General features: G+C 72.4%; 17 protein-coding genes. 4 read left to right on the top strand and 13 right to left on the bottom strand.

The genetic code is table 11. From position 1 onward, the window contains the following. Positions 1-1,757, top strand: a 1,757-nt coding sequence (locus AB0I21_RS23145; protein WP_360564023.1) for a Zn-binding domain-containing protein, incomplete at its 5' end; no start/stop codon positions are given. Here the strand turns inward: AB0I21_RS23145 and AB0I21_RS23150 are convergent. The 7 genes from AB0I21_RS23150 to ssd all read right to left on the bottom strand — a co-directional run bounded on the left by AB0I21_RS23150 (position 1,758) and on the right by ssd (position 7,725). Next, a complete protein-coding gene (locus AB0I21_RS23150; protein ID WP_360564025.1) occupies positions 1,758-2,150 on the bottom strand; it encodes an Rv3654c family TadE-like protein in 393 nt (130 codons plus the stop codon). It lies immediately after the preceding gene. Next, positions 2,147-2,440, bottom strand: coding sequence for a TadE family type IV pilus minor pilin (locus AB0I21_RS23155; RefSeq protein WP_360564027.1), 294 nt, complete (start codon positions 2,438-2,440; stop codon positions 2,147-2,149). The genes AB0I21_RS23150 and AB0I21_RS23155 overlap by 4 nt, the downstream gene beginning before the upstream one ends. A 110-nt stretch (positions 2,441-2,550) precedes the next feature. Beyond that, entirely contained in the window at positions 2,551-2,730 is a 180-nt protein-coding gene (locus AB0I21_RS23160; protein ID WP_344509081.1) for a DUF4244 domain-containing protein, read from the bottom strand. Between the two features lie 55 nt (positions 2,731-2,785). Further along, positions 2,786-3,391, bottom strand: a complete 606-nt coding sequence (locus tag AB0I21_RS23165; protein ID WP_360564029.1) for a type II secretion system F family protein — start codon at positions 3,389-3,391, stop codon at positions 2,786-2,788. Then, a complete protein-coding gene (locus tag AB0I21_RS23170; RefSeq protein ID WP_360564031.1) occupies positions 3,391-5,292 on the bottom strand; it encodes a hypothetical protein in 1,902 nt (633 codons plus the stop codon). Before AB0I21_RS23170 ends, AB0I21_RS23165 begins: the two co-directional genes overlap by 1 nt. Further along, entirely contained in the window at positions 5,289-6,521 is a 1,233-nt protein-coding gene (locus AB0I21_RS23175; RefSeq protein ID WP_360564088.1) for a TadA family conjugal transfer-associated ATPase, read from the bottom strand. The genes AB0I21_RS23170 and AB0I21_RS23175 overlap by 4 nt, the downstream gene beginning before the upstream one ends. Before the next feature lie 121 nt (positions 6,522-6,642). Further along, complete coding sequence (gene ssd / locus AB0I21_RS23180) at positions 6,643-7,725, bottom strand: septum site-determining protein Ssd (protein ID WP_354889432.1); 1,083 nt, start codon at positions 7,723-7,725, stop codon at positions 6,643-6,645. 658 nt (positions 7,726-8,383) lie between these two features. Here ssd and AB0I21_RS23185 point away from each other — a divergent pair. After that, positions 8,384-9,196 carry an HAD-IB family hydrolase gene (locus AB0I21_RS23185; RefSeq protein ID WP_360564034.1) on the top strand — a complete coding sequence of 271 codons (813 nt, stop codon included), beginning with the start codon at positions 8,384-8,386 and terminating at the stop codon, positions 9,194-9,196. Positions 9,197-9,435: 239 nt separating this feature from the next. Here the strand turns inward: AB0I21_RS23185 and AB0I21_RS23190 are convergent, their stop codons facing one another. Further along, positions 9,436-10,179, bottom strand: coding sequence for an oxidoreductase (locus tag AB0I21_RS23190; protein ID WP_344509069.1), 744 nt, complete (start codon positions 10,177-10,179; stop codon positions 9,436-9,438). A gap of 151 nt (positions 10,180-10,330) precedes the next feature. On the opposite strand from AB0I21_RS23190, the gene acs reads away from it, so the two are divergent. Further along, positions 10,331-12,295 (top strand): acetate--CoA ligase, encoded by a 1,965-nt coding sequence (acs, locus tag AB0I21_RS23195; RefSeq protein WP_360564036.1) that lies wholly within the window; start codon positions 10,331-10,333, stop codon positions 12,293-12,295. A 1,019-nt stretch (positions 12,296-13,314) separates the two neighbouring features. On the opposite strand, the gene AB0I21_RS23200 is transcribed toward acs, so the two are convergent. The 3 genes from AB0I21_RS23200 to AB0I21_RS23210 form a co-directional block, all read right to left on the bottom strand. Next, positions 13,315-14,688 carry a DUF1501 domain-containing protein gene (locus AB0I21_RS23200; protein WP_360564038.1) on the bottom strand — a complete coding sequence of 458 codons (1,374 nt, stop codon included), beginning with the start codon at positions 14,686-14,688 and terminating at the stop codon, positions 13,315-13,317. A gap of 26 nt (positions 14,689-14,714) precedes the next feature. Next, on the bottom strand, positions 14,715-16,688 hold the full coding sequence (locus tag AB0I21_RS23205) for a DUF1800 domain-containing protein (protein WP_360564040.1): 1,974 nt from the start codon (positions 16,686-16,688) through the stop codon (positions 14,715-14,717). A gap of 278 nt (positions 16,689-16,966) precedes the next feature. Next, entirely contained in the window at positions 16,967-18,049 is a 1,083-nt protein-coding gene (locus AB0I21_RS23210; protein ID WP_360564042.1) for a C45 family peptidase, read from the bottom strand. Positions 18,050-18,166: 117 nt separating this feature from the next. Here AB0I21_RS23210 and AB0I21_RS23215 point away from each other — a divergent pair, with 117 nt between their 5' ends. Further along, a complete protein-coding gene (locus AB0I21_RS23215; protein ID WP_360564043.1) occupies positions 18,167-19,090 on the top strand; it encodes an alpha/beta hydrolase in 924 nt (307 codons plus the stop codon). Here the strand turns inward: AB0I21_RS23215 and AB0I21_RS23220 are convergent. Further along, on the bottom strand, positions 19,087-19,449 hold the full coding sequence (locus AB0I21_RS23220; RefSeq protein WP_344509059.1) for a hypothetical protein: 363 nt from the start codon (positions 19,447-19,449) through the stop codon (positions 19,087-19,089). The genes AB0I21_RS23215 and AB0I21_RS23220 overlap by 4 nt on opposite strands. After that, positions 19,446-23,909 (bottom strand): SseB family protein, encoded by a 4,464-nt coding sequence (locus AB0I21_RS23225; protein ID WP_360564045.1) that lies wholly within the window; start codon positions 23,907-23,909, stop codon positions 19,446-19,448. The genes AB0I21_RS23220 and AB0I21_RS23225 overlap by 4 nt, the downstream gene beginning before the upstream one ends. Positions 23,910-24,241: the final 332 nt, after the last annotated feature.

A 24,241-nucleotide genomic window follows, 5' to 3' on the forward strand; every position in this document is an offset into this window, starting at 1 on the left:
CCGCAGCTCACAGCTCCACCACCACCGGCGCCCCCGCAACCACCCGCAGCTCCACGACCGCGGCCAACCCAACCGCAGCTCACAGCTCCACCACCACCGGCGCCCCCGCAACCACCCGCAGCTCCACGACCGCGGCCAACCCAACCGCAGCTCACAGCTCCACCACCGCCGGCGCCCCCGCAATCGCGCGCAGGTCAATACCCACGGGCGGCGGCGTCGCAACCGCAGCGGGCGGCGGTGGCGGGGCGGCGCGTGACCTCACAGGCGCGGGGCGAGACGCGGAGCCGGTGCGACGGTCGGCGCTGCGGGAGACCGCCGACCTGCTCACCGAGGCGGTCATCGCCGGCGTACGGACACTCGCCTTCGTCCGGTCCCGCAAGGGCGCCGAGGTGGTGGCGAGCATGGCAAGGCGCTCGCTCGACCAGGCCGTGCCGGGCCTCGGCGACCGGGTCGCCGCCTACCGCGCCGGCTACCTCCGCGAAGAGCGCCGCGCCCTCGAACGCGACCTCATGGACGGCACCCTGCTCGGCCTCGCGTCCACCAACGCCCTGGAGCTCGGCGTCGACCTCGTCGGGCTCGACGCGGTCCTCATCTCAGGCTATCCAGGCACCCTCGCCTCCCTCTGGCAGCAGGCGGGCCGCGCCGGCCGGGCGGGCCGCGACGCACTGTGCGTGCTGGTCGCCCGGGACGACCCGCTCGACACATACCTCGTGCACCACCCGGAGGCCCTGTTCGGCAAGCCGGTCGAGGCGACGGTCCTCGACCCCGGCAACCCGCACGTCCTCGCGCCGCAACTGTGCTGTGCCGCCACCGAACTGCCGCTCACCCCGGCGGACCTGCCGCTCTTCGGGCCGACCGCCGAGGCCACGCTCGACGCCCTGGTCGCCGCGGGGATCTTGCGGAAGCGACCCAGCGGCTGGTACTGGACGGAGCGCCACCGCCCGGACGTCGACCTCCGCGGGGCGGGCGGCGGGCCGATCGCCGTCGTGGAGGAGGCCACCGGCCGCCTGCTCGGCACGGTCGACACCGGCTCCGCACACCATCAGGTCCACACCGGGGCGGTCCACCTGCACCAGGGCGTCTCGTACGTCGTGGACAAGCTCGACCTGGCCGACTCCGTCGCGCTCGTGCACGCCGAGGAGCCCGACTGGAGCACCCATCCCCGCGACGTCACCTCCCTCACCGTCCTGTCGGTCCGCCAGACCCGCACGACGGGCCCGGTCACGCTCTCGCTCGGGGAGGTCGAGGTGACCTCCCAGGTCGTCAGCTACCAGCGCCGCCGCATCACCAGCGGCGAGGTCATCGACACCTGCCAGCTCGACCTCCCCGAACGCATCCTGAAGACCGTCGCCGTCTGGTGGACCGTGTCCCCCGAGGCGCTCGACGAGGCCGGCATCGCGGAGGTCGACTGGCCCGGCGCCCTGCACGCCGCCGAGCACGCGTCGATCGGCCTGCTGCCGCTCGTCGCGACCTGCGACCGCTGGGACATCGGTGGCCTGTCGACCGCGCTGCACGCCGACACCGGCCTGCCGACCGTCTTCGTCTACGACGGGCATCCCGGCGGCGCCGGCTTCGCGGAGCGCGCGTTCGACGTGGCCACCGACTGGCTCGGCGCCACCCGTGCCGTCGTCGCCGAGTGCCGCTGCGAGCAGGGCTGCCCCTCGTGCGTGCAGTCCCCCAAGTGCGGCAACGGCAACAACCCTCTCAACAAGCACGATGCGGTCCAGGTCCTCTCGCTCGTCCTCGCGTCGCTGTAGTCATCTGTCGTCGTCAGCGTCGCCGGTGCCGGTGGCCCACACCGGCCCCGCGCGGGCGCTCGCCTTGCCGCCGGCCATCCCGTCGCCCAGGCGGACCTCGACGGTCACCCGCACCTCGAACCAGTCGACCGCGCAGCTGACCAGCCTCGCGTCATTGGCCGTGACCGCCCGGCCGGCGACCGCGCAGGCCACCTCCGGACCGTCGATCGCCCACACCGCCCCGGCCAGCGCACCCGCGTCGGCCGCGTTCTGCGCCCGGTGCCGCGCGACCTTGGCCCCGCCCAGGCCGATCCCGGCGAGCAGCGCCCCGACGAACGCGACCCCGAGCACCACCATGAGCAGCGAGATCGACCCGCGATCCCGAGCCCCGGCCGCCTGTCGCCGCCCGGTCATGAGGACTCCGCTCCGGGTTCGATCAGGGCGGCGGCCTCCTCCTGCAACGTGATCGACGGCAGCGGGCCGAGGCCGACCCGCTGGCGCACCGTCACGCGGACGAGGTCGCCGTCGCGCTGGACCGAGATCGTGGCGCCCGCCGGCATGGCGCCGCGGGACGCCCCCGGCTCGCCGCGGGCCGCCGCCCGTGCCGCCAGCCCCGCCGCGTCGGTGAGGCGCACCTTGGCCGCGAAGGCGCTCCACCCGGCGACGAAGATCAGCAGCAGGACGACGACTCCAGGAAGTGTCACGGCGAACTCGACCGTCGCCGATCCGCGGTCGTCGGCCCGGCCGTTGCGGAGCGTCCATCTCCGCCGGCGCCACGGACCCCCACGGCAGGCGCCACGATCCCGGTCGTCTCTCATGCCAGCGCACCGCCGATCAGGCGGAACATGGCGTCGTACGTCGAATCCGACACGACCACCCTCAGCAGCACCGCGGCGAGCGCCACCCCGACGCCGATGACCAGGACGTATTCGATGCTGTGCGACCCACGGTCTTCCCGGCGGAAGGCACGAAGACGGGCGCGGAGGTTGTGCACTGGTGCTCCTTCACGATGACGCTGAACCAAACTGATCGATGAAATGAAATACGAATCACAGGGCGCTTACCACGTCGCGGATGATGGCGGCGACCACCGGCACGACCCCGATCAGCACGAACGCGGGCAGGAAACACACCCCGAGCGGCAGCACCACCAGCACGCCGACCCGGCGCGCCGACGCCTCGCCGGCCGCGGCCTTCGCCACCCGCAGGTCCGCCGCCTGCCGCTCCAGCGCCTGCGTCAGCGCCGTGCCCCGGTCGGCGCTGCGGGCGGCGACCCGGGAAAGCCGCCGCCCGCCGGGCAGATCGGCCAGGTGCGCCCAGGCATCCCGCGGCGTCGCACCGAGCCGCAGTGCCCGTCCGACGAGCGTCAACCTGGCCCCGACCGGCCCGCCGACCGCCTCCCCGACCACGATCGCCGCACGATCGGGTGGCGCGCCGGTCCTCAACGCGGCGGCGAGCAGATCCGTCGCGAACGGCAGATCACCCCGGGCCATCGCCCGCTCCCGCCGCACGTGCGGTGACTCGACCCGCCGCAGCATCCGCTCCGCCGCGACCGCCGACACGACGCCGGCCACGACACCCACGAACCCGCCCAGCAGCAGCCCGGCGGCCAGGCCACAACCGATCGCGTACAGCCACCGTCGCCCCCGGCCCATCACCGCACCTCCGCGACGACGGACCCGACCATCCGCCCGGTCCACAACATCCCGGCGCACTGCAACGCGACCGCGACGATCGCGCACGCCGCACCGAGCGGCGTGTGCAGCAGCTGCCCGACGGGGTCGACCCCGATGCTCGCGCCGAGCCACAGCCCCGCCACCGGCAACCCGACCAGCAGCGTCGTGGTGGTCTGCGCCCCGGACGTCTGCGCCGCAAGGTTGAGCCGGAGGGCCTGCCCCGCCCGCAGGTCGGCCTCAACCTGGTCAAGGAGATCGGCGAGCGGCGTGCCGAGCGCCTCACTGACCCGGTGCGCTGCCTCCAGCCGCGCCATCGCGACCGCGACCGCCGCCTCCTCACGCCTCCGCGCCCGCCCGCCGCGCGCTCGACCAGACGACCCGGCCGCCCCGACCCCGCCGACGACCAGGCCACCGCTCGACACCACGCCCCCGTCCGCCATGCGGCCACCAGCAGCCAGATCATTCGCAGCCAAGCCACCCGCAGCCCAGCCACCCGCAGTCCGGCCACCCGCAGCCCGGCCACCCGCGGCCCGATCGGTTCTCGTGGCCGGCCAGCCGTTCGCGGCCTGACCAGTTCCCGCCGCGGGCCAGCCTGTCGTCGCCCGGCCACTCTCGACCCCATACCGGCCGACCGCCCGGCCACCATCTGCTGCGGAGAGATCGCCCGAGGCCCAGCCGTTCACCACCGTCGGGGAGCCGTCGGTAACCCCGCCATGCTCGGCAACCTGGCCATTCGTCATCTGCCAGCCGCCTGCGAACCTGCCTCGTTCCGCAGCTCGGCCACCGACCGCAGCCCAGCCATCCATCGCAGGTCGGCCATCGACCGCAGGCCGGCCGTCGTTTGCAGGCTGATCGTTGACGGCAGCCCAGCCACGGATCGTGGACGGACCGTCAGCCACAACCCACCCGCTGACCGGAGGTCGGCCGGCAACTGCAGATCGACCATTGACCGCCGGCAAACCGTCAACCGCTGGTGGGCCGTCAAGTCCAGCCCGGCCATTGATGACGGGGCTGCCCTCAACCGCGGCCGAGTCACCAACGGCAACCCGACCATCAGCCGTAGCCCAGCCGTCAACCGCAGCATGGCTATCAGCCGCAGCCCAGCCGTCAACCGCAGCGTGGCTATCAGCCGCAGCCCAGCCACCGACCGCGGGCCAGCCATCCGCCCCGGCCGGGCCGCCGACAGCAGCGCGACCATCGACAGCAGCCCAGCCGCCAACGGCAGCCCGGCCGGTGATGGCGCCCCGACCGGTGTGGCGACGGTTCGCAGCAAGTGCGGCCTCGGCAGCATTCCGACCTGCAGGGGGCCGACGCCGTTGCGCATTCCGGTCGCGGCCGGTGGGCTGACCGTCCTGCCTGTCGGCGGCTTCCCAGATCCGGCGGACGGTTGCCCCGAGGCCGCCCGCACCAGGCGTGCGGAACGGGCTCGGCGCGGTGTACAGCTCAACGTCCGCCCCGCCCGGATACGGCGCGGCGGTGGCAAAGGGCACGATGCCCGCGCGCAGATCTCCGACCGCGTCCTCGATCGTGTCGAGCAGCTCGGCAACCGCACGGTCGGCCGCACGGCGTGCCAGCTGGCGGCGCACACCGATCAGCCCGACCGCCGCATACGCCCCCGCCAGCACGGCGGCGACCGGGCCACCGCTCAGCAGCCCGATCCCGGCCGCGACCACGCAGCCGGCGGTGATGGTCGTGCGGGGACGGTCGACGAGCGCGGCCTGCAGCCGGTCCACCTTCGGCCACCGTGCGGCGATGGTCGTCCTGCGATGCCGGGTGATGCGGTCGAGCCGGGCGCGCGCCCGGCGCCGGCGGAGCACGAACAGTCCACAGAAGACGGTCATGCCGCCGCCGGTCATGAGGGCCAGGTCGATGGCGTTCATTGCCAGCCCACTCCTCTCTCGTAGCGCCAGGGCCCGGAGGAGCGGGGCGGTGTGATGCCTCGGGCGGCGATCAACGTCTCCAGCTGGTCGGCCGCGGCCGCCCTGCCGGTGCCGCGCCGCCAGGCGGTGGCCATGACGGTGGTGCGCTGCTCCGGATGCGCCTCCAGCAGGCAGATCTCACTGAGGTGGCGGCTGCCGTCGGCGGCTCGCTGCAGGTGCATCACGACCCGCAGCGCCGCGTGGGCGAGGGCGTGCAGCGCCGCTCTCGGCACGCCACCGAGCAGCCCGAGCGCTTCGAGCCTGGCCGGCACGTCGGCCGGCGAGTTGGCGTGCAGGGTGGCCGCTCCGCCTTCGTGCCCGGTGTTGAGCGCGCCGAGCAGGTCGACGATCTCCGCGCCGCGGCACTCGCCGACGACCAGCCGGTCGGGACGCATCCGCAGCGCCTGGCGGACCAGGTCGCGGAGGGTCACCTCGCCGGCGCCCTCCACATTGGACATCCGCGACTGCATCGACACGACGTGCGGGTGTGAGAGTCGCAGCTCCGCGGCGTCCTCGACGACGACGAGCCGCTCCGTGGGCGGGGCCAGGGACAGCAGCGCCGCCAGGACGGTGGTCTTGCCGGTGCCCGTGCCGCCGGTCACCAGGAACGGGATCCGCGCCGCGACGATCGCGGCGAGCAGCCGGGCCGCGCCGGGGTCGAACGTGCCGCGCGCGATGAGCTCGTCGATCGTGAACGTCTGCCGGCGGAACGTCCGCAGCGACAGATACGGCCCCTCCCGGCCGATGGGCGGCAGGACCGCATGCAGCCGGGTGCCGTCGGCCAGCTGCGCGTCGACGAACGGAGACGCGTCATCCAACCGCCGCCCGGCGCTCGCCGCGAGCCGCTGCGCCAGCCGCCGCACCTCGGTCGCGTCGCCGAACCGCCCACCGGCCCGCCGCAGCCCGGCGCCGCGGTCGACCCACACCTCCACACCGTTGACCAGCACGTCGGTCACGGACGGGTCGGCGAGCAGCGGGGCGAGCCCACCCGCGCCGATCATCTCGCCGATGAGGCGGTCGGCGACCTGCCGCAGCGTGCTCTCGCCGAGCAGCGCGGCGCCCGGCTCGGCGCGCACCGCCTCCAGCACCGCCGACGGGGTCGGCTCGACGCTGCCGACGGTCATCCGCAGCCTGACCCGCTCGGCGAACTCGTCGAGCGAACTCGTGACGACCCCTCCGCCGGCCGCCATGATCCGCCTGCCCGGCGCCGCCTTGCTGCGCTCGTCGAGCACCAGCGCGCTCATGCCGTCACCTCCGCTGCACCCCAGCGCCCGCCTGAGCAAGGACCTGCCGTCCTGATCCGCGGCCCGCTCATGCCGCCGCTCCGGTCGCCAGGCCGAGGTCGCCGATGATGCGGCGGCAGAGGTGGGCGAGGGGGCCACGGCCGTCGCCGGCCGGTGGGCTGCCCTTCTCGAGCCGGCGCGTGAGGCCGGGCTCGGCGCGCAGGGTGCCGGCGACCGGCACGCCCAGCGAGCGTGCGATGTCCCTGGTGCGCAGTCGGCCGGGCGCGGGGCCCCGGACGACCAGCCGCAGCTCGTCGGTGTGTGGTGTGACGGTCGCGGCGACCCTGGCGGCGGCGACGCAGGCGCGCAGCTCGGCCGGCACGACGAGGAGCACCCGGTCGGCGGCGCGCAGGGCGAGGACCGCCGCGTCGTCCAGCGATCGGGGCAGGTCGGTGACGACGAGGTCACGGCCGCGGCTGCCGGCGTCGAGGGCGGCGGCCATCGCGTCCTGCGACAGGCCGCCGGGCTGGCCGCGGTCGCAGGACAGGACGGCGACGTCGCCGCGGCTGGGCAGGGCCGAGACGAGCGCCGGCGGGTCGACGGCGCCGCTCGTCGCGGCGAGCGCGGGCCAGCGCAGGCCGGCGACGTTTTCCCAGCCGAGGATCAGGTCGGCGCCGCCGCCGAGGGGGTCGGCGTCGACGAGCAGGGAGCGCAGGCCGACGTTGCCGGCGGTGATCGCCAGGGCGGCGGCGAGGACGCTGGCACCCGCGCCGCCGCGCCCGCCGAGGACAGCGAGGATCCTGCCGCGGGCGGAGACGGTGACGGCGGGCCCGTGGGCCACCGTGGCGAGGCGCTCGGTGAGCCATGCGGCGCCGTCGGGGAAGCGGACGATCTGTTCGGCGCCGACCGCGTCGGCGAGCGCCGCCAGCCGGTCCGTCCCGTGGTCGCGGGTCAGCAGCACGACGCCTCGCCGGCGCGGCAGGTGGGCCCGGGCGCACGCCTGCGCCGCGGCGTCGCCGATCAGGACGATCGGCGCGTGGGGATATCGGGCCCTGGCCGGCTCGGGTCCGTGCTCGACGTCGACGTCGAGGGCGACCCCGGCGGCGAGGGCGAGCACGTCGTCGAGCAGGTCGACGTCGGCGGTGACGAGCAGCGGTCGGTGACGGGTCACGGCGTGCTCCACGGTCTAGACGGGCTGGTGGACTCCGCACACCATCGCCCCGACCCCACCGAGGCCGCTCGACCGCCGGCTCGTTTCTGTGGATAACCCGCCGCTTGTGGATATCTCCCGCACCACCAGTCGATCTGCTACAGCAGTACGGACAAATCGGGTGCAATGCCGCGTCGCGCTGCGCCGGCAGTACCGTGGAGGAAAATCAAAACGGCAGGAGATGCCTAACCGTGAACGCTCAACAAAGCATCGAGCGTCAATGCCCTTAGCCCGACCAATCGCTGGTCCACCTAGCAAAACGCCATGTGGCAGTCGAGTGACAAAGGGGACGACCCCCGCCGGGGGGTGACGGGGGTCGCCGGGGGTTCGGCTCCGGGGGGGTCGAGCCGAACCCACTCAGCGGCTACGGGGGGTGCAACCGCTGAGAGTCAATAGCAGATCGTTGTCGCGTCGACGTGAAACCGCGTCGTAAACATAAGCATGCCTGAGTGGACCGCCATACGTCGAGTAGGCCCGGCCCGCAACACGCCCGGAACGCCAATCAATATTTCGCCCGCCGGTAATCTTGCGTGATCGAGCACACGCCCAGCGTGATCCATAGTCGGGGTTGCGGCGTCCGGCCCCCACACCATGTCCGACAACGCTACACTTGCCCGCCGTGGGGCGTAGCGCCGCGTTTTTCGACCTGGACAAAACGGTGATCGCCAAGTCAAGCGCCTTGGCCTTCGGTCGACCGTTCTATCGCGATGGGCTGATCAACCGCCGCGACGTGATCAAAGGCGCCTACGCGCAGCTGCTCTTCCGCGTCGGCGGCGGCTCCGACGAGCAGACCATGGCGAAGACGCGGGACTACCTCGCGGCCCTGGTCAAGGGCTGGCGCGCCGAGCAGGTCCGGCAGATCGTGCGGGAGACGCTCGAGGAGCTGATCAACCCGTACATCTATGCGGAGGCCGTGCTGCTCATCGAGGAGCACCGCGCCGCCGGCCGGGACGTGGTCCTGGTCTCGACCTCGGGCGACGAGATGGTGCGGCCGATCGGCGAGCAGCTCGGTGTCACCGACATCGTCGCCACCCGCATGGTCATCGGCGAGGACGGCTGCTACACCGGCGACGTCGACTTCTACGCCGCCGGACCCAACAAGGTCGTCGCGGTCAAGGAGCTCGCAGCGGAGCGTGACTACGACCTCGCTGCTTGTTTCGCCTATTCGGACTCGGTCACCGACGCCGGGCTGCTGAGCCTCGTCGGACACCCGACGGCCGTCAATCCCGATCGCGGCCTTCGCAAGATCGCTATTGAGCGCGGCTGGCCGATGCTCGCATTCCGGCACCCGATCCCGCTCAGCCGGCGGCTGCGGGAGCGGCCGGCGGTGCCCGTGACGGCCGCCGCGATCGGCGTCGGTGTCGGGCTGGCGATCGCGTTCGCGCTGTACAGCAAGCACCGCCGGACCAAGGCGGCCCTCACCGCGGCATGATCACAGCAGCACCATCCGTCACATTCTGCCGCCGAGGACTTCCGCTCATGGAGGTCGCGGCGTAGAACAGAAGAGCGGGATCTGCACGGATCTCGTGCACGGCCACCGGGCACCCACGAGCGATCAGCCGCGGTAGGCGCGTTGCGGCGGCTCCACAAGGACCGCCGACAACGGACTCAAAGTGCACGCATGGTAACCCGGTAGGACGTGTGTGACGGCGCCTCTGGATGGGGCGCCGTTCACTGTACGTAGGCGCCGCTGTCGCAGATCTCGACCAACTCCTCGGCCGCCCGCTCGGCCGCCGTCGCGTAGTGGCGCAGCCAGGAGCGCAGACCATCCGGCGTGCCCGTCGCGAAGGCGTTGGCCGCACCGACATACTCGGGCTCGCGGCTACGGTGGCCCACATCCATCGCCAGCAGGCCCCGGGGGTCCAAACCGCCGCCGATCAAGGTCAGCCGCGCCGCCGCACGCGCCACCACACCGTTCGGCCCGTCAAAAGACTTCAGAGCCAGAAGCTCACCATGTACGACAGCCGCCAACACCAACACGGGAACCTTCGTGCCGCCGGTGATGAGCGCTGACAGTGCATCGAGACGCGTCGCGGCCTCCGGCTTGACCGGCCGGCCGAGCGACGCCTCGGGCACGACGTCGCGGGCGACCAGCGTGTGCAGCCGGGCGAGTGCCTGACGGGGCGCCTTCGACCAGGTGCCCGTCAGCCCGTCGAGGGCCGCGGTCGCCCGCAGCGCGCCGTGGACCACCGGGTCGGTCACGACACCGGCCCGCACTCCTTCGAGGTCGAAGCCGTGCGTGTCGAGCGCCGCGCTGGCGACCGACGAACGCAGGGCGACCTCGGCGGCGACGGGCCCGCCGGAGCGGCGCAGGGCACGATGGCGCATGGCCGCGTCGACGGCGACGCGCGCGGCGTCGAACGCCGGCCGGACATCGGCCAGATCCAACAGCGGAGCGAGTGGGTCATCTTGCACGGGCAAACGGTATCGTGCCTCTACTGGTAACAATGCTTACAGAAGAGCCCGGCGCTTCACAGGCGCCACTCAGCGCAGAACACTCGCAAACTGTCACACCCCCCAACTAGCCTGCTTGCGAGAGCTGGACCACATCGAGGAGCCATCACCGATGAGCGAGACCTTGGAAAACCTTCTCAACGAGACTCGGCAGTTTCCCCCGCCTGCCGAGTTCGCCGCCGCCGCCAACGTGACGGAGGGTGCCTACGCAGAGGCCACGCAGGACCGGCTCGCATTCTGGGAGAAGCAGGCCCACCGGCTGAGCTGGGCCAAGGAGTGGGAGCAGGTCCTTGACTGGACCAATCCGCCGTTCGCCAAGTGGTTCGTGGGCGGCCAGCTCAATGTGGCGTACAACTGCGTCGACCGGCACGTCGAGGCCGGCCGCGGCGACAAGGTCGCCATCCACTGGGAGGGCGAGCCCGGCGACACCCGCACCATCACGTATTCCGACCTGCACCGCTCCGTCTGCCAGGCCGCCAACGCGCTGACCGGCCTCGGCGTCACCGCCGGCGACCGGGTCGCGATCTACATGCCGATGATCCCCGAGGCCGCGGTCGCGATGCTCGCCTGCGCCCGCATCGGCGCGACGCACAGCGTCGTCTTCGGCGGCTTCTCGGCCGACGCGCTCGGCGGCCGGGTCAACGACGCCAGCGCCAAGGTCGTCATCACCGCCGACGGCGGCTTCCGCCGCGGCAAGCCCAGCGGCCTCAAGGCGATCGTCGATGAGGCCGCGGCCAAGTCGCCGAGCATCGAGAAGGTCATCGTGGTGCGCCGCACCGGCCAGGACGTCGACTGGGACGACAGCCGCGACCTGTGGTGGCACGACGTCGTCGAGACCGCCTCGGCCGAGCACACCGCGGAGGCGTTCGACGCCGAGCACCCGCTGTTCATCCTCTACACGTCGGGCACCACGGCGAAGCCGAAGGGCATCCTGCACACCACCGGCGGGTACCTGACCCAGGCGAGCTACACGCACAACGCGGTGTTCGACCTCAAGCCCGACAGCGATGTGTACTGGTGCACCGCCGACATCGGCTGGGTGACCGGGCACAGCTACATCGTCTACGGACCGCTGTCCAACGGCGCCACGCAGGTCATGTACGAGGGCACGCCCGACACGCCGCACCGTGGCCGCTTCTGGGAGCTCATCCAGAAGTACAAGATCACCATTCTGTACACGGCGCCGACGGCAATCCGCACGTTCATGAAGTGGGGCGACGACATCCCCGCCGGGTTCGACCTCTCCTCGCTGCGCCTGCTGGGCTCCGTGGGCGAGCCGATCAACCCCGAGGCCTGGATGTGGTATCGGGAGCACATCGGCGGCGACCGCTGCCCGATCGTGGACACCTGGTGGCAGACCGAGACCGGCGCCATCATGATCTCCCCGCTGCCGGGCGTCACCGCCGCCAAGCCGGGCAGCGCCATGCGGCCGCTGCCGGGCATCTCCGCCGACGTCGTCGACGACCAGGCCCAGTCCGTCCCCGACGGCGGTGGCGGCTACCTCGTCCTGCGCGAGCCGTGGCCGTCGATGCTGCGCACCATCTGGGGCGACGACGAGCGGTTCAAGGAGACGTACTGGTCACGCTTCCAGGACATGTACTTCGCCGGTGACGGCGCCAAGAAGGACGCCGACGGCGACCTGTGGCTCCTCGGCCGCGTCGACGACGTCATGCTCGTCTCGGGTCACAACATCTCCACGACCGAGGTCGAGTCCGCGCTCGTCAGCCACCCGAAGGTCGCGGAGGCCGCGGTCGTCGGCGCCACCGACCCGACGACGGGGCAGGCGATCGTCGCGTTCACCATCCCGCGCGGCGGCGTCGACACGGAGGGCGACGCGGGCGAGGCGCTCATCCAGGAGCTGCGCAACCACGTCGCGAAGACCCTGGGCCCGATCGCCAAGCCCCGCCAGATCATGCTCGTGCCGGAGCTCCCGAAGACCCGCTCCGGCAAGATCATGCGCCGGCTGCTCCGCGACGTCGCCGAGAACCGCAGCCTGGGCGACGTCACCACCCTGCAGGACTCGACCGTCATGGACCTGATCTCGTCCGGCCTCCAGTCGGGCAAGTCCGAGGACTGACAGCCCGCTTCTCCGGGCCGGCGGCGTCTCACCGCTGCCGGCCCGTCGCGGAGCCCAGCCATCCCGCCGAGGCCAGCCGAGCCAGAGGACTGACAGCTCCGCTTCCGGGCCGGCAGTGTCTCACCGCCGCCGGCCCGTCGCGGAGCCCAGCCATCCGCCGAAGCCAGCCGAGCCAGAGGTCGCTGACGCGGAGCCCGCTGTCAGCCGGAACCGGCCGAGCCAAGCCAGACGACCATGAAGCCAGAAGCCAGCGGTCCCGACTCCACCAAGCCGGGACCGACGAATGGCGCGCCTGTCGTCAGCCGGAGTCGGGCGAGCCAGACGACTACGTAGCCGGCGATCAGAAGGCAGCGGTCCCGATTCCGTCAAGCCGGGACCGACGGTGGCGCGCGCCTGTCGGGGAGATGCGTTCGGGCGCTTCCGGCCGCCGCTCGTGATTCCACTCGCGTAGTGGCCCACCCGGACAACCACAGCCGTCTTGGATCAACAGCAGACCCGGTTCGGCCCGCAGCTTGGCGGGCAATGGATGGCGCGCGAGCCTGTCTCAGGCGGATGCACCTGGCGGCGTAGTCCCCATTCGTGATCCAAGTCGCGTTGCGGTCGCCCACACAGCCACGACCGTCCATCGATCACCAAACGCCGCGAACACCCCTCGACCCAGACCCGCAATCGCACCCGGACCAGGCTCAAGAACGACCGCCCCAGCGGCCACCACGCATGATCCAAGTCGCGTGATGGTCGCCCGCGCGGCCACGATTGTCCTTCGATCACTAGTCGCGGCGGATGGTCCCGGTGGATGGCGGAGGGGTGGCTCTCCCCCGGGCGCGGCGGCGGGTGACCACGGGATGGGCGCGTATGCGCAACTCCAGCCACGCGCAAGCGTCGGCTGTGCGCCGCGCAGCGGCGCATTGGGGTGCGGGTGAGAATCCCCGCCGGGACCCGCCGCGACAGCGGTGGGGCGGAAGAACAGCGGGGCGGCCCCCGGGACCGGGGCCGCCCCTACTTACGCGTAGGTGGAGCTACGCGTAGATCTTGACCGGCGTGTAGGTCTGGCGCGGGAAGATCTGCCCGACCTCGGCGTCGGTCAGGCCGAAGCGGCCCTGGGCCACTGAGCCGAAGACGCTGAACATGTTGTTGTACTCGGGGACGTCGCCGTTGGTGAGGGTGGTGAGGCCGTTCCAGGTGCCGAGGAGCTTGCCGGCGAGCTTCTTGCCGGACAGGACGATGACGCCGCCGCCCTTGCCGTGGTCGGTGCCGCCGCCGTTCTCCGCGACGCGGCGGCCGAACTCGGTGGAGACCATGACGGTGATGTTGGCGGCCAGGTCGCCCAGGTCGTCGAAGAAGGCGGCCATGCCGGCGGCCAGCTCGCCGAAGCGCCCGGCCAGGTAGCCGCCGCGGGTGCCCTGGTTCTCGTGGGTGTCGTAGCCGCCCATGCCGATCGTGGCGATGCGGACGTTGGCGCCGCCCTTGATGAGCTGAGCGAGCTCCTTGAAGGCGTTGCCCACGCCGGTGTACTTGACGCCCTCGGTGGGGGTGTAGCCCTTCTGCGCCAGCGTGGAGGCGAGGGTGAGGGCGTCGATGCCGGCCTTCACCGGGGCCTCGATCGGGTGGTTGGTGCCGGTGAAGAGCTTCTGGATGGCGTCGACGGTGGCCTGCTTGTACTTGCCGTCGCCGTTCACGTTGAGGGAGCCGACGCTGTTGAGCGCGAGCGCGCCGCCGCCGCCCACGAGGGAGCGGGGCAGGGTCGAGCCGATGCCGATGGCGCGGAAGGCGGTGCCCGGGCCGAGCTTGTCGGCGAGGTTGGTCAGCCAGCCCATGCCGCCGGTCTCGGCGGGGAGGCCGCCGAGCTGGCAGATGTCGGTCGCGGCGAAGTGGCTGCGGTCGAGGCGCCGGTCGCTGACGGCCGGGATGAAGGCCAGCTGGCCCGCGTCCAGATACTTCTTCAGCGGGGCGAAGGACTGGTTGAGGCCGAACCCGCGGTCCAGCGGGATGGACCCGTTCTCCGGCAGCGTGAAGCTGGGGCGGACGCGCTGCAGGACCGCGTCGTTCATCGGGGCGAAGAGCGAGAGCCCGTCGGCGCCGCCGTACAGGAACACGTGGATGAGCGTGCCCGTGGGGGTGGCCGCGAACGAGGCCTGCGTGGTCAGGAACTGGCTGGTCGCGAGGGCGGTCGTGGTGGCCGCGGCGCCGACGAAGAACCGGCGGCGGGTGACGCCCTTGCCGTCGTCCTGCTCGTCTTCCTGACGGGCGAGCTCGAGGTACTCGTCGCGGGTCGCCTTCTGTTCCTCCTGCACCGCGACGGCCTCGGCGCGCAGGGCGGCCTCGAACCGGTTGGGGCCGAGCTTCAGCAGGTCGGGGCACTCAGGGTGCAGTGACGGGTGTTGTGCGCGCACTGTCTTCTCCATTGGTATGCCTCGACTTACCGGAGGTGGTGGTGGGGAGTGGCGAAGATCGCCCGGACGATGGAGGCGATCGCGCCGTTGAACGTGGCGTCGACGGGGGTGCTCGCGGTCGTCGCCGGGCCGAGGATGTGCAGGATCGCCAGGCGACGGTCGTTGTCGAGCGTGACGTTGATGAGCTTCTTGGTCAGCGCGTCGAGGTAGGCGCCCGCGGTCGCCGGCGGCGCGGCGATGATCGCTTCGGGCTTCTGCCAGGTGAACTGGCGGCGGCCGCCGGTGACGGCGCCGTACGCGTCGTTCCACTGGTTGACCATCGTGCCGGCGGAGGTCCAGGCGACGTAGACGTCCGGGTAGCCGTTGGGGGTCGGCAGCTCCATCGGGGCGTGGCCGTACTCCTCCAGCTTGCGCTTGATGTCGCCGAGGCCCTGGACCATCGGGCTGACGTTCATGTTGTTGGAGGTGAAGCCGGCCGGGGCCTCGGCGCCGATGTCCAGCGCGCGGTAGGTCGCGGTGAGGTACTCGCCCGGGCGGCGCACCTTCTGCCCGACGGACTCCCAGAACTCGGTGCGGCTCAGCATCGTCATGAGCACGGCCGGGATGTTGCTCTTCTTGTCCAGGTACGTCTTCGCCATCGCGTCGACCAGCGTCTTCGGCGGCACATCGGAGACGAACCGGGTCGCCAGGTTCTGCGCCATGTACCGCGCGGTGTTGGGGTGCAGCGCGATGTAGCGGAAGTACGCCTCCTGGACCGCTTCACCGCCGGCCGCGTCGCCGTTCGCGTGCGAGAAGCCCATGATCTTCACGGGGCCGACGTAGTGCTGCTCCGGGCGGTAGACGTACTGGTTGTCCCGGATGCTGCGACCGGTCTGCAGCATGGCGGCCTGCCGGACGTCGGTCTCGGTGTAGCCGTTGAAGGCGCCGACCGTGTAGAGCTCGAGGTTCTCGCGGGCGAGGTTCTCGTTGATCTGGTCCTTCGTCGACTCGTCCTGGTCGAGGTACCGCAGCAGCGCCGCGTGCTTGTTGCCGGCGACGAACATGTCGACGTAGTTGCCCAGCGCGTGCTTACGGATGACGTCGCGCTCGAAGGAGGCGCGGATCAGCTCGTTGCCGTCGTGGAAGGCCGCGACGTGGAAGTAGTCGCCGAAGAAGTCGACCATCATCTCGAAGAGCTGGCGGTCGGAGAAGAGCTGCTTGGCGATCGCGTAGCGGACGTTCTGGTCGTCGGCCTGGATGCCCTTCTTGTCCAGGTCCTCGCGCTGGGCCTTCAGCTGGTCGTACGACATGGCCCAGGTGACCAGCTCGGCGTCGGCCTTCTGCTCGCCGCGCGTGAGCGGGATCGTCTCGGGCTTCAGCTGCTTGGCGATCCAGCCGTTGATACCGAGCTTGTTGATGTCGGCGATCGTCTTGGCGTTCGGCCCGAAGGTCAGCCGCGAAGCGAGGTGCCGGACCGGGTCCTTGGTCGGCAGCACGGTCTTCGCGGTGACCTTGGCGTTCTTGGCGGCGTCGGCGGGGGTGCCGAACGAGTTGCCCGTGGTCGGCGTGTTCTTGCGGATGCCGAGGCCGGCCTGGCCGTTCATCAGGCTCTGGTTCTGGTCGACGTACGCCGGGGCGGCGGTGTCGACGGGCGTCTCGGCGCCGGCGTTGGAGGGCTGGGTGCCCTCGCCGAAGAACTGCGTGACGGCGTAGGCGCCACCACCGATGAGGGCGGCCGCGCCACCGCCGATGGCGATCATCGCCGTGCGGCGGCGCCAGTTCGACGGCTGCTCGTCGTCGAAGTCCTCATCGTCGATGTCGGGCAGGCCCGCGCCGTAGTTGCGGGCGGCGGTGCTGGGGTCGTAGAAGTGCGGGCCCGAGCCGCCGCGGTCGGCGGGCATGGCGCGGTCGTAACCACGCCGGCCGCTGCCGGTCTGGTCCTCGTAGCCGGACTCGTAGTACGAGTCGGCGTACGGGTCGTAATTACCGTCAGGGCCCTGTCCCGGGCGCCGTCTCGGCACGTCTCGCTCGTTCATCTACAAATCCCGATTCCGACGAGGTGGGGGCTCACGTGCGTCGATCGGGAAGGTAGTAGGTGCCAAGAGCACCGACAAGCCGCGTATGAAGCGCTCTGACCAGGACTTAAGGAGCCACGTGGCCGCCTACAACGAAGATCACCGATCAATCGCCGACCTTAACCGTGCTGAGCTGCGAAAACAGGTCTCCGGAGGGCGCCGCTGAGGCCGCCGGCCACCCCCGTCAGCACAGGTACATTTAAGGTGGTGCTGAACCGTAGCGGTCAGGTGAAAAGTCCGGTTAGTCGGACCTCGCGATACGTGTCTGCCTGACACGACGGGCCGGCGGCGATGGACATCCGGCGCTCGTCGAGGTCGAGGATCACGGCGTACAGCGACTCGGAGCGGTCCTCTTCCGTCGGCGCGTTCACGTCGTGCCGGCAGATCGCCTGCGGGTGGCCGCCGTGGTCCGCGAGCACCGACTGGAGGTGCTTCTCATCCACGGGGAGCGTTCCGAGCAGGCGGCGCGCCCGGGCGCCGCGGAAGAACGACGAGCCGCCGAAGTCGCGGAAGGTGTCGTGCACCGTCGGCAGCGCCTCGAAGTGGTTGGCGTGGGTGATCACGCCGTCGACCGGATGCAGCACGCCGACGTCACCGGGAGCGACCTCCAGATCGATCAGCTCCCCCGGTACACCCGCGGCGAACGCCTGACCGAGCAGCAGGTTGATGCTCGCGCTGCGCGGCGTGGCGCACGCCACCCGCAGCGCCGAGCCGAGCACGTCCTCCTCCAGCACGGCCCGGAGCAGGACGTGATAGGGCACACCGCCGGGCCGGCCGTCGCGGTCGCTGGTGAGCATGTTGACGCACACGCCCAGGCCGGCGTCGTTGAACCCCGTCTTGGCCAGCATGCCGGCCTCGGTCAGCGTGAGCACCGTCGATCCGCGCTCGTCCCGGGTCGCCAGCAGCAGCGTGTACGGGCGCTGCGCCGGGTGCCAGTCCCAGTTCTGCGCCAGGAGGGTGTGACCGGAGGCCGTCCGCGCGTCCAGCACGCCGATCGAGGTGCATTCCGTGTTGCCGTACAGCAGCTCCGTGCGCGCGTTGAGGGCGTAGATCTCCTCCACCGGTACACCGGCGCCCTCGGCGACGCCGTCGAGCATCTCCGCCACGCGGGGGGCGTGCTGCCGGGACGCGGCGCGGAACAGGCTGCCGGCACGCCGGACGGCCGGGCGGTCGAGCCCCGTCGCCGCGAACCGCTCGATGTAGTTCGCGGTGTTCGCCGCGATCATCGAACGGGCGGCAGCACCGTAAGCGACGCCACACTCACCGGGCGTGCCCGAGACTTCGATCAGCGGCAACGGCAGGCTCATGCGCTGCACGCTAAGCGTGACCCACCCCTGCCGAGAACCCTCGGCGTTCCCCGGAGCGGCGGATCACACCCGGTCGCCTGGCAGAGATCCGGGCTCCGGGGCCCTACGCTGAGCTACATGAACCCCGCGGTAGACGACACGTGCGTCATGCTCGACGGGCCGTGGTCGCACCGCTTCGTCAGCGCCAACGGCACGAGGTTCCACGTCGTGGAGGCCGGCACCGGTCCGCTCGTGCTGTTCCTGCACGGCTTCCCCGAGTTCTGGTACGCGTGGCACCACCAGCTCAGCGCGGTCGCCGACGCCGGCTTCCGGGCGGTGGCCGTCGATCTGCGCGGCTACGGTGCGAGCGACAAGCCACCGCGCGGTTACGACGGGTACACGATGGCGGGTGACGTCGCCGGGCTGATCCGCGCGCTCGGCGAGCGGACCGCGCACCTCGTCGGCGCCGGGTACGGCGGCATGATCGGCTGGGCGACGGCGGCGTTCCACCCGAAGCTGGTCCGGCGCCTGGTCGTGCTCGGCGCGGCGCACCCGCTGCGGCTGCGGGCGGCGCTCGCGACCGACCCCCGCGGCCAGCTCGCCGCCGCGCGGCCGGTGCTGAAGTTTCAGCTGCCGCGCTTCGAGCACGTGCTGACCCGCGACAACGCCGCGTTGGTCGGCGAGTACCTGGCGATGTGGGGCGGGCCGGCGTGGGTCGGCACCGACGAGTACCGCGACTACGAGCATTGCTGCCGGCAGGCGATGCGCATCCCGCAGGCGGCGTTCTGCGCCCTGGAGACCTACCGGTGGGCGGCGCGGTCGGCGTTGCGGTTGCAGGGGTACCGCTTCGTCAAGCAGCTCCAGACGCCGATCACCGCGCCCGTGCTCCAGTTGCACGGCGCGCTGGACACGGCGGTGCTGCCACGGACCGCGCAGGGCTCGGGCCGTTACGCGCAGGCCGAGTACGAGTGGCGACTGATCCCCGATGTCGGGCATTTCCCGCATCTGGAGCAGCCGGAGCTCGTGACCGGGGAGATCCTGCGGTGGATCAAAACGGGCTAGACCCGATATTCCCGTAATTCGCTGACGTCGGCGCGGGGGGCCCAGCCCTGGTACACGCCGTAGTCGAACTCCTCCAGGCCGAGCTCGGCGGCCACGGTCGCCTTGCCGCCGGTGTATTCGACGCGCAGCCATCCGTCGTGCTCGCCGAGCACGATGAACGGCTCGTCGCGCCAGAAGCACGTCGTGCGGACGTACGCGAAGTCGACCTCGCCGAGCGGCACCACCCGCCGGAACCGGCCGGGCCGCACCTCCTCGAAGCCGTCGCTCGGATCCGGCCGGTACAGGCGGACGTTGTCGCCGTCCGGGCTGGCCTCGTACTCCGCGCCCTGCCAGCGGGCCGCGTAACCGTCCCGGATCACAGCTCCTGGCCTTTCCGCCACGCCGGCCCGTCGGCGTCGAGGCGGGCGATCAGCTCCTGCCTGCCGTCGCGCCGCAGCCGCCACAGCTCCGCCTGGTGCGGCAGCCGGGCGCTGTCGACCTTGAACTCGGCGATCACGTCGCTGGTCTCGCTCGGCGCGAACCCGTTGCCCCGGAACGGCGGGCGCTCGATGACCCAGCCCTCCATCGCCCGCATCCCCGCCTCGTGCGGCCCGCCGTAAGGGATCCGGTACAGGTCGCCACGGTACGCCTTCCAGCGCAGCACGTACGCCTCCTCGGCGTCCGGCTTGAACGACGAGCCCGCGTACCCCAGACCCAGCGCCTGATACAGCTGCTCCGGCGTCTGCAGATGCGCCACCTCGCCGGCGCGGTGCACGAAGCCTGACACCCGGTCGTAGCCGCGCTCCAGGTAGTACGACAGCTGCTCGGGCGAGATCGGCTTCTGCATCAGCAGCGGCCCGCTGGCCGCCGGCGGCTCGAACGCCGGCCTCGGCTGCTGCACGGGGCTCGCGGCCGCCGTGGGCTGCACCGGCTCCGGCTCGTCGACGCCCAGGCCCAGCTCGGCGGCCCACGTCGCGAGCTGCACGACCTCCGTGCCCGGCAGCACCGCCCCGGTCGGCGAGTCCGGGTTGACCGCGAACGCCAGCTGGTCTCCCGGCGGCCAGTTGCGGATCAGCCGCGTGAACTTGATCCAGCTGCCCTGCGTGTCCGCGCCGAGGCGGTCCGCCATCCGCTCCGCGGACGTGAACACGACCAGGTGCGGCAGGCCGTTCATGTGCTCGGTCCGCCACGACGCCGGATCGATCAGCCCCTCACCGGTCCACTCCGGCACCAGGACCTTGGCCAGCAGCAGCGTCGACAGGAACCGGTCGGTGCTGTTGGCCTGCACCGCCTCGAACAGGTCCTGCTCGACCGTGTTGGCCGGCCGGAAGTCCCGCGCCTGCGCCGCGGCCGACTTCACCGGCACCGTCGCGGGCGGGGTGACGACCTCCGCGTCGACGACCTCGGCGTGCAGCCGCACCGGCGGCTCGTCGACGACCTCGGGCTCGTAGACCGACTCGAAGAAGGACCTCACCTCGTGCGAGGGCGCCGCTCCCGTTGCGTTTTCGGCTGATGTACCGGCGGCCGCGCCGGCGGCGAAGAACGAGATCGGGGTGTCTTCAGCGGTCCGGCCGATCGCCTGGGTCGATTCGCTGTCGCCTCGGGGGGCGTCGTGCGCGCCGGTCCAGCTCTGCCCGGCACCGCCTACCGCGTGGTCGGCGTCGGCGTGGCTGAACGCGGCGCCGCTGCCCGTCTCAGACGTTGCCGTGGCTCGGCCGCTGGCCTCCTCGGCGCGGCGGCGGGCGTCCTCGACGGCGCTGGACCGGGCCACGCGCTCCTCGATCGCCCGCAGTTGCTCGGCCAGCTCGCGGGCGGCCTGCTCCTCGGCCGCCCTGGCCTGGGCGGCGCGCTCCTCGATCGCCCGCAGCTCGGCCGCCAGGTCGAGGCCTGTCGCCTCGTCGGACGGCCGCCACGGCTCGAACGCGCTCTGGGCGGCCGCCGCCTCGGCGTCCCGCTCTGCCTGCGCACGGGCCGCTTCCTGCGCTTCGAGGTCGCGGGCCTGCTGGGCCACCAGCTCCCGGGCGGCCTCCTGCGTGGCCCGCTCCTGCTCGGCCCGCTCCCGGGCTTCCTGCTCCCGGGCTTCCTGCTCCCGGGCTTCCTGTTCGGCCAGCTCGCGGGCGGCCCACTCACGGGCTTCCTGCTCCCGGGCTTCTTGCTCGCGTGCCTCCTGAGCGGCCCGCTCCCGGGCTTCCTGTTCGCGGGCTTCCTGTTCGCGGGCTTCCTGCTCGCGGGCCTCTTGGGCGGCCTGTTCGCGCGCTGCCTGTTCGCGCGCTGCCTGCTGGGCGGCGATCTCCCGGGCCATCTGGTCGCGGTTGCTCTGCTCGAACGCGTCCGGGCCCCACGGCACCTGCTCGTGCGGCGCGCGGTCGGACAGCCCGGACGAGCGGCCCGGCGCATCGAACCCGGAAGGCTCGGAATCGGCGAAGAACGGGTGATCGTCCAGGTCCGAGATCCGCCCGAACCCGGCGGCCTTGGCTCGCCCCTTCACCGGCCCGAAGAGCGAACTCGGCTCGTCCACCGGCGCGGCAGATTCGTCGGCGGGCGCGGGCGCCTCATCGACCTCGGGCGCCTCGATGTCCAGCCGGCTGAACCCTGGCCGGTCGAACACCGGCCGGTCGAACGGCAACGGCGGCTCCGCCTGCGGCCGGCGCGGCTCCTCGGCGCGGGACCCCGCGGGTGCGGACAGGAAACCGCCCTGCTCCTGCGGCCCGCTCTCGCTCTGACCCGGGCGGGGCTCCTCGCCCCTGTCCCGCCCGCCCAGGAACCCACCCGGCGCAGGCTGCGGGAACCCGCCCTCACGCGGTGCGCCCTCGCCGGGCCGGAACGCGCCAGGGTCGACCAGCCCGGGACGCACCGGCAACCCGTCCAGCGCGCCCTGACCAGCGGGCCGCTGCGGGACAGCGCCCGGACCGCCGGGCTGAGGGCCTTCCCCGGCACCGGGTCGCGACGGCAGCGAGCCGCCACCGGGGGTCGGCCGGGACGGCAGCGCGCCGCCCTCGCCAGACCGGAACGCGGCCGGCACGTCGGCCTCGCCACGCCCACCCGGCTGGCGGGTCGGCAGCGGCGGAGCGGTCGACAGCGGCAGGTCCGGGGGCGGCTGCCACGCCGCCGGGATCACCGGGTCGGCGTGTTCGGTGAAGATCTCGCCGAGGCTGCGTGCGGGTTCGCGGCGTGGCCAGTACCGGCGCGGATCGCCCTCACGGTCGTCCTGCCCAGGACCGTCAGCACCGCGCGAGGGCAGGCCACCGGACTGCGGCCGCCCGGGAGCGGACGCCGAGCCACCACTCAGCGCCGTGGACGGCCGCGACGGCAAGCCCCCCGCCGGCGACGTCGGCCGCATCGGCAGCCCTGACTCACCACCAGGCCGCGTCGGCAGGCCGGACTCGCCACCGGGCCGCGTGGGCAGCCCGGAAGCACCAGGCTCCGCGCCGGGCCGCATCGGCAGGCCACCAGGCCCGGCCTCGCCACGCGCCGCGAAGCCCGGCGAACCGGCCTCACCGGCGCCAGGACGCATCGGCAGACCAGACGAGCCGGCAGATCCAGGGGCGGGCGACGTCGGCCGCATCGGCAGGCCACCGGGCCCGGCCTCACCGGCGCCGGGCCGCATCGGCAGGCCGGACGAGCCGGCAGACCCAGGAGCAGGAGACGTCGGCCGCATCGGCAGGCCACCGGGACCAGCCTCGGCACCCGAACGCCCCGCAAAACCCTGCGAACCGGCCTCACCGGCGCCGGGCCGCGCCGGCAGACCAGACGAGCCGGCGGACCCGGGAGCGGGCGACGTCGGGCGCATCGGCAGGCCGGACGACTTGGACTGCGCTGCCGGGCGGGTGTCGGCACCAGGCGACCAGCCCGGCGCGCGGCTGGGCGCCTCGGACTGCAGGTCGCCGAAAAGCTCGCGTTCGCCCGGCACGTCCAGCGACGAACGGTCCGACTCGTCGAAGAGCCCGGACCGGCCCGTCGGCGGCGGCACCGGCGGCGGAGCGGCGGCGGGCGCCACCGGCGGCCGGGGACGGCGGAAGTCGGCGGGCCGCTCATAGCCCGCGGCCCCCGTCGTGCGCTCGTAGTTGATCGGCCGATCGGCCCGCGTCGGCAGGAACGCCCCAGGCGGCGCCACGTCAGGCGGCGGCACGTCCCGCTTCGGCGGCGGCCCGGCAGGCGACCGCCCGGCGAGCCCCGACTGCCCCGCGCCCGCGAACCCACCGGCCCCCGGAGCACCGGCGCCGGCGCCAGGAATCCCGGACCGGGCGCCGCCGGCTCCAGCAGCCCCGGGCCCGGAACCGGGCGGCGCGGAGGTCGGTGCGGGCGACGACGACTCGGCGGCCTTCATGCGATGGCGCTCGATCGGCGTCGGGGCGGGCTGGTTGGGCACGCCGCGGACCGGCACCTGCGCGGTCGCCCTGGCCCGCGGGCCGGACGCCTGCTCGATCCTGGCCCGGGCCCCGAGCGTGCGCCCGGGCAGCCGGACGTCGCCGCGAGTGATCTGGGTCACGAACCACGACGGCAGGTAGCCCTCGATGGGCAGGCCGGGATTGACCGCCAGCCACCACTCGACGTTGGGCCAGATGCTGGACAGGTCACGGAACGGCACCCGCCGATGCGTGCCCGGATGCCCGGCGAGGCACTCCCGGAGCGCCTCGGGCGACGTGAACGCCAGCACGTGCGTGCGACCCTCGGTCGTCCAGGTGCCCCAGCCGGAGTCGCCGCTCTGCACGCCCTCGGGCGCGATGGGCAGCAAGATGTCCGTCCGCGCCAGGATGCGGAAGTATTGCTCCTGGTCATTGGCGCGCAGGGCGTCACGCATGGCGCCCTCAGCCTCGGTGGCCGGCTGCCACTCGCTCACGGCCACCCCCTCTGTCGGGCTCGGAACCGCCGCGCTCGCGAAACTTAACCTATACGGCCACGGCAATCCGAGGGGTGCGACCCTGCAAGCGCTCCGGCCAGCATAGCGATCCAACCGCCTCCGAACCCAGGCCTGTCTCACGAGCGTCACCGTCCGAGGGTCGAACGACTACGATCTGCGCATGCCAGGAGCCGTCAGAACGGCCTTTCTGAGTGTTTCATGCTGCTTCGTCGCATTCTTTGTCGCACCTCCGACGGTCGAGGCGCACGCTCCATCTGCCTGCCCGGCCCCGATCCGGCCACCCGCGCCCGCCCCGACCTCGCTTCCATGGC

The organism is Dactylosporangium sp. NPDC050588, assembly GCF_040654975.1.
GTDB classification, from domain to species: domain Bacteria; phylum Actinomycetota; class Actinomycetes; order Mycobacteriales; family Micromonosporaceae; genus Dactylosporangium; species Dactylosporangium maewongense.

Excerpts from the sequence above, each read along its gene's own strand:
- AB0I21_RS23175 (WP_360564088.1), bottom strand. The coding sequence starts at position 6,521 with ATGGCGGCCGGCGGAGGGGTCGTCACGAGTTCGCTCGACGAGTTCGCC.
- AB0I21_RS23170 (WP_360564031.1), bottom strand. The coding sequence starts at position 5,292 with ATGAACGCCATCGACCTGGCCCTCATGACCGGCGGCGGCATGACCGTC.
- AB0I21_RS23150 (WP_360564025.1), bottom strand. The coding sequence starts at position 2,150 with ATGACCGGGCGGCGACAGGCGGCCGGGGCTCGGGATCGCGGGTCGATC.
- AB0I21_RS23210 (WP_360564042.1), bottom strand. The coding sequence starts at position 18,049 with ATGAGCCTGCCGTTGCCGCTGATCGAAGTCTCGGGCACGCCCGGTGAG.
- AB0I21_RS23215 (WP_360564043.1), top strand. The coding sequence starts at position 18,167 with ATGAACCCCGCGGTAGACGACACGTGCGTCATGCTCGACGGGCCGTGG.
- AB0I21_RS23165 (WP_360564029.1), bottom strand. The coding sequence starts at position 3,391 with ATGGGCCGGGGGCGACGGTGGCTGTACGCGATCGGTTGTGGCCTGGCC.
- acs (WP_360564036.1), top strand. The coding sequence starts at position 10,331 with ATGAGCGAGACCTTGGAAAACCTTCTCAACGAGACTCGGCAGTTTCCC.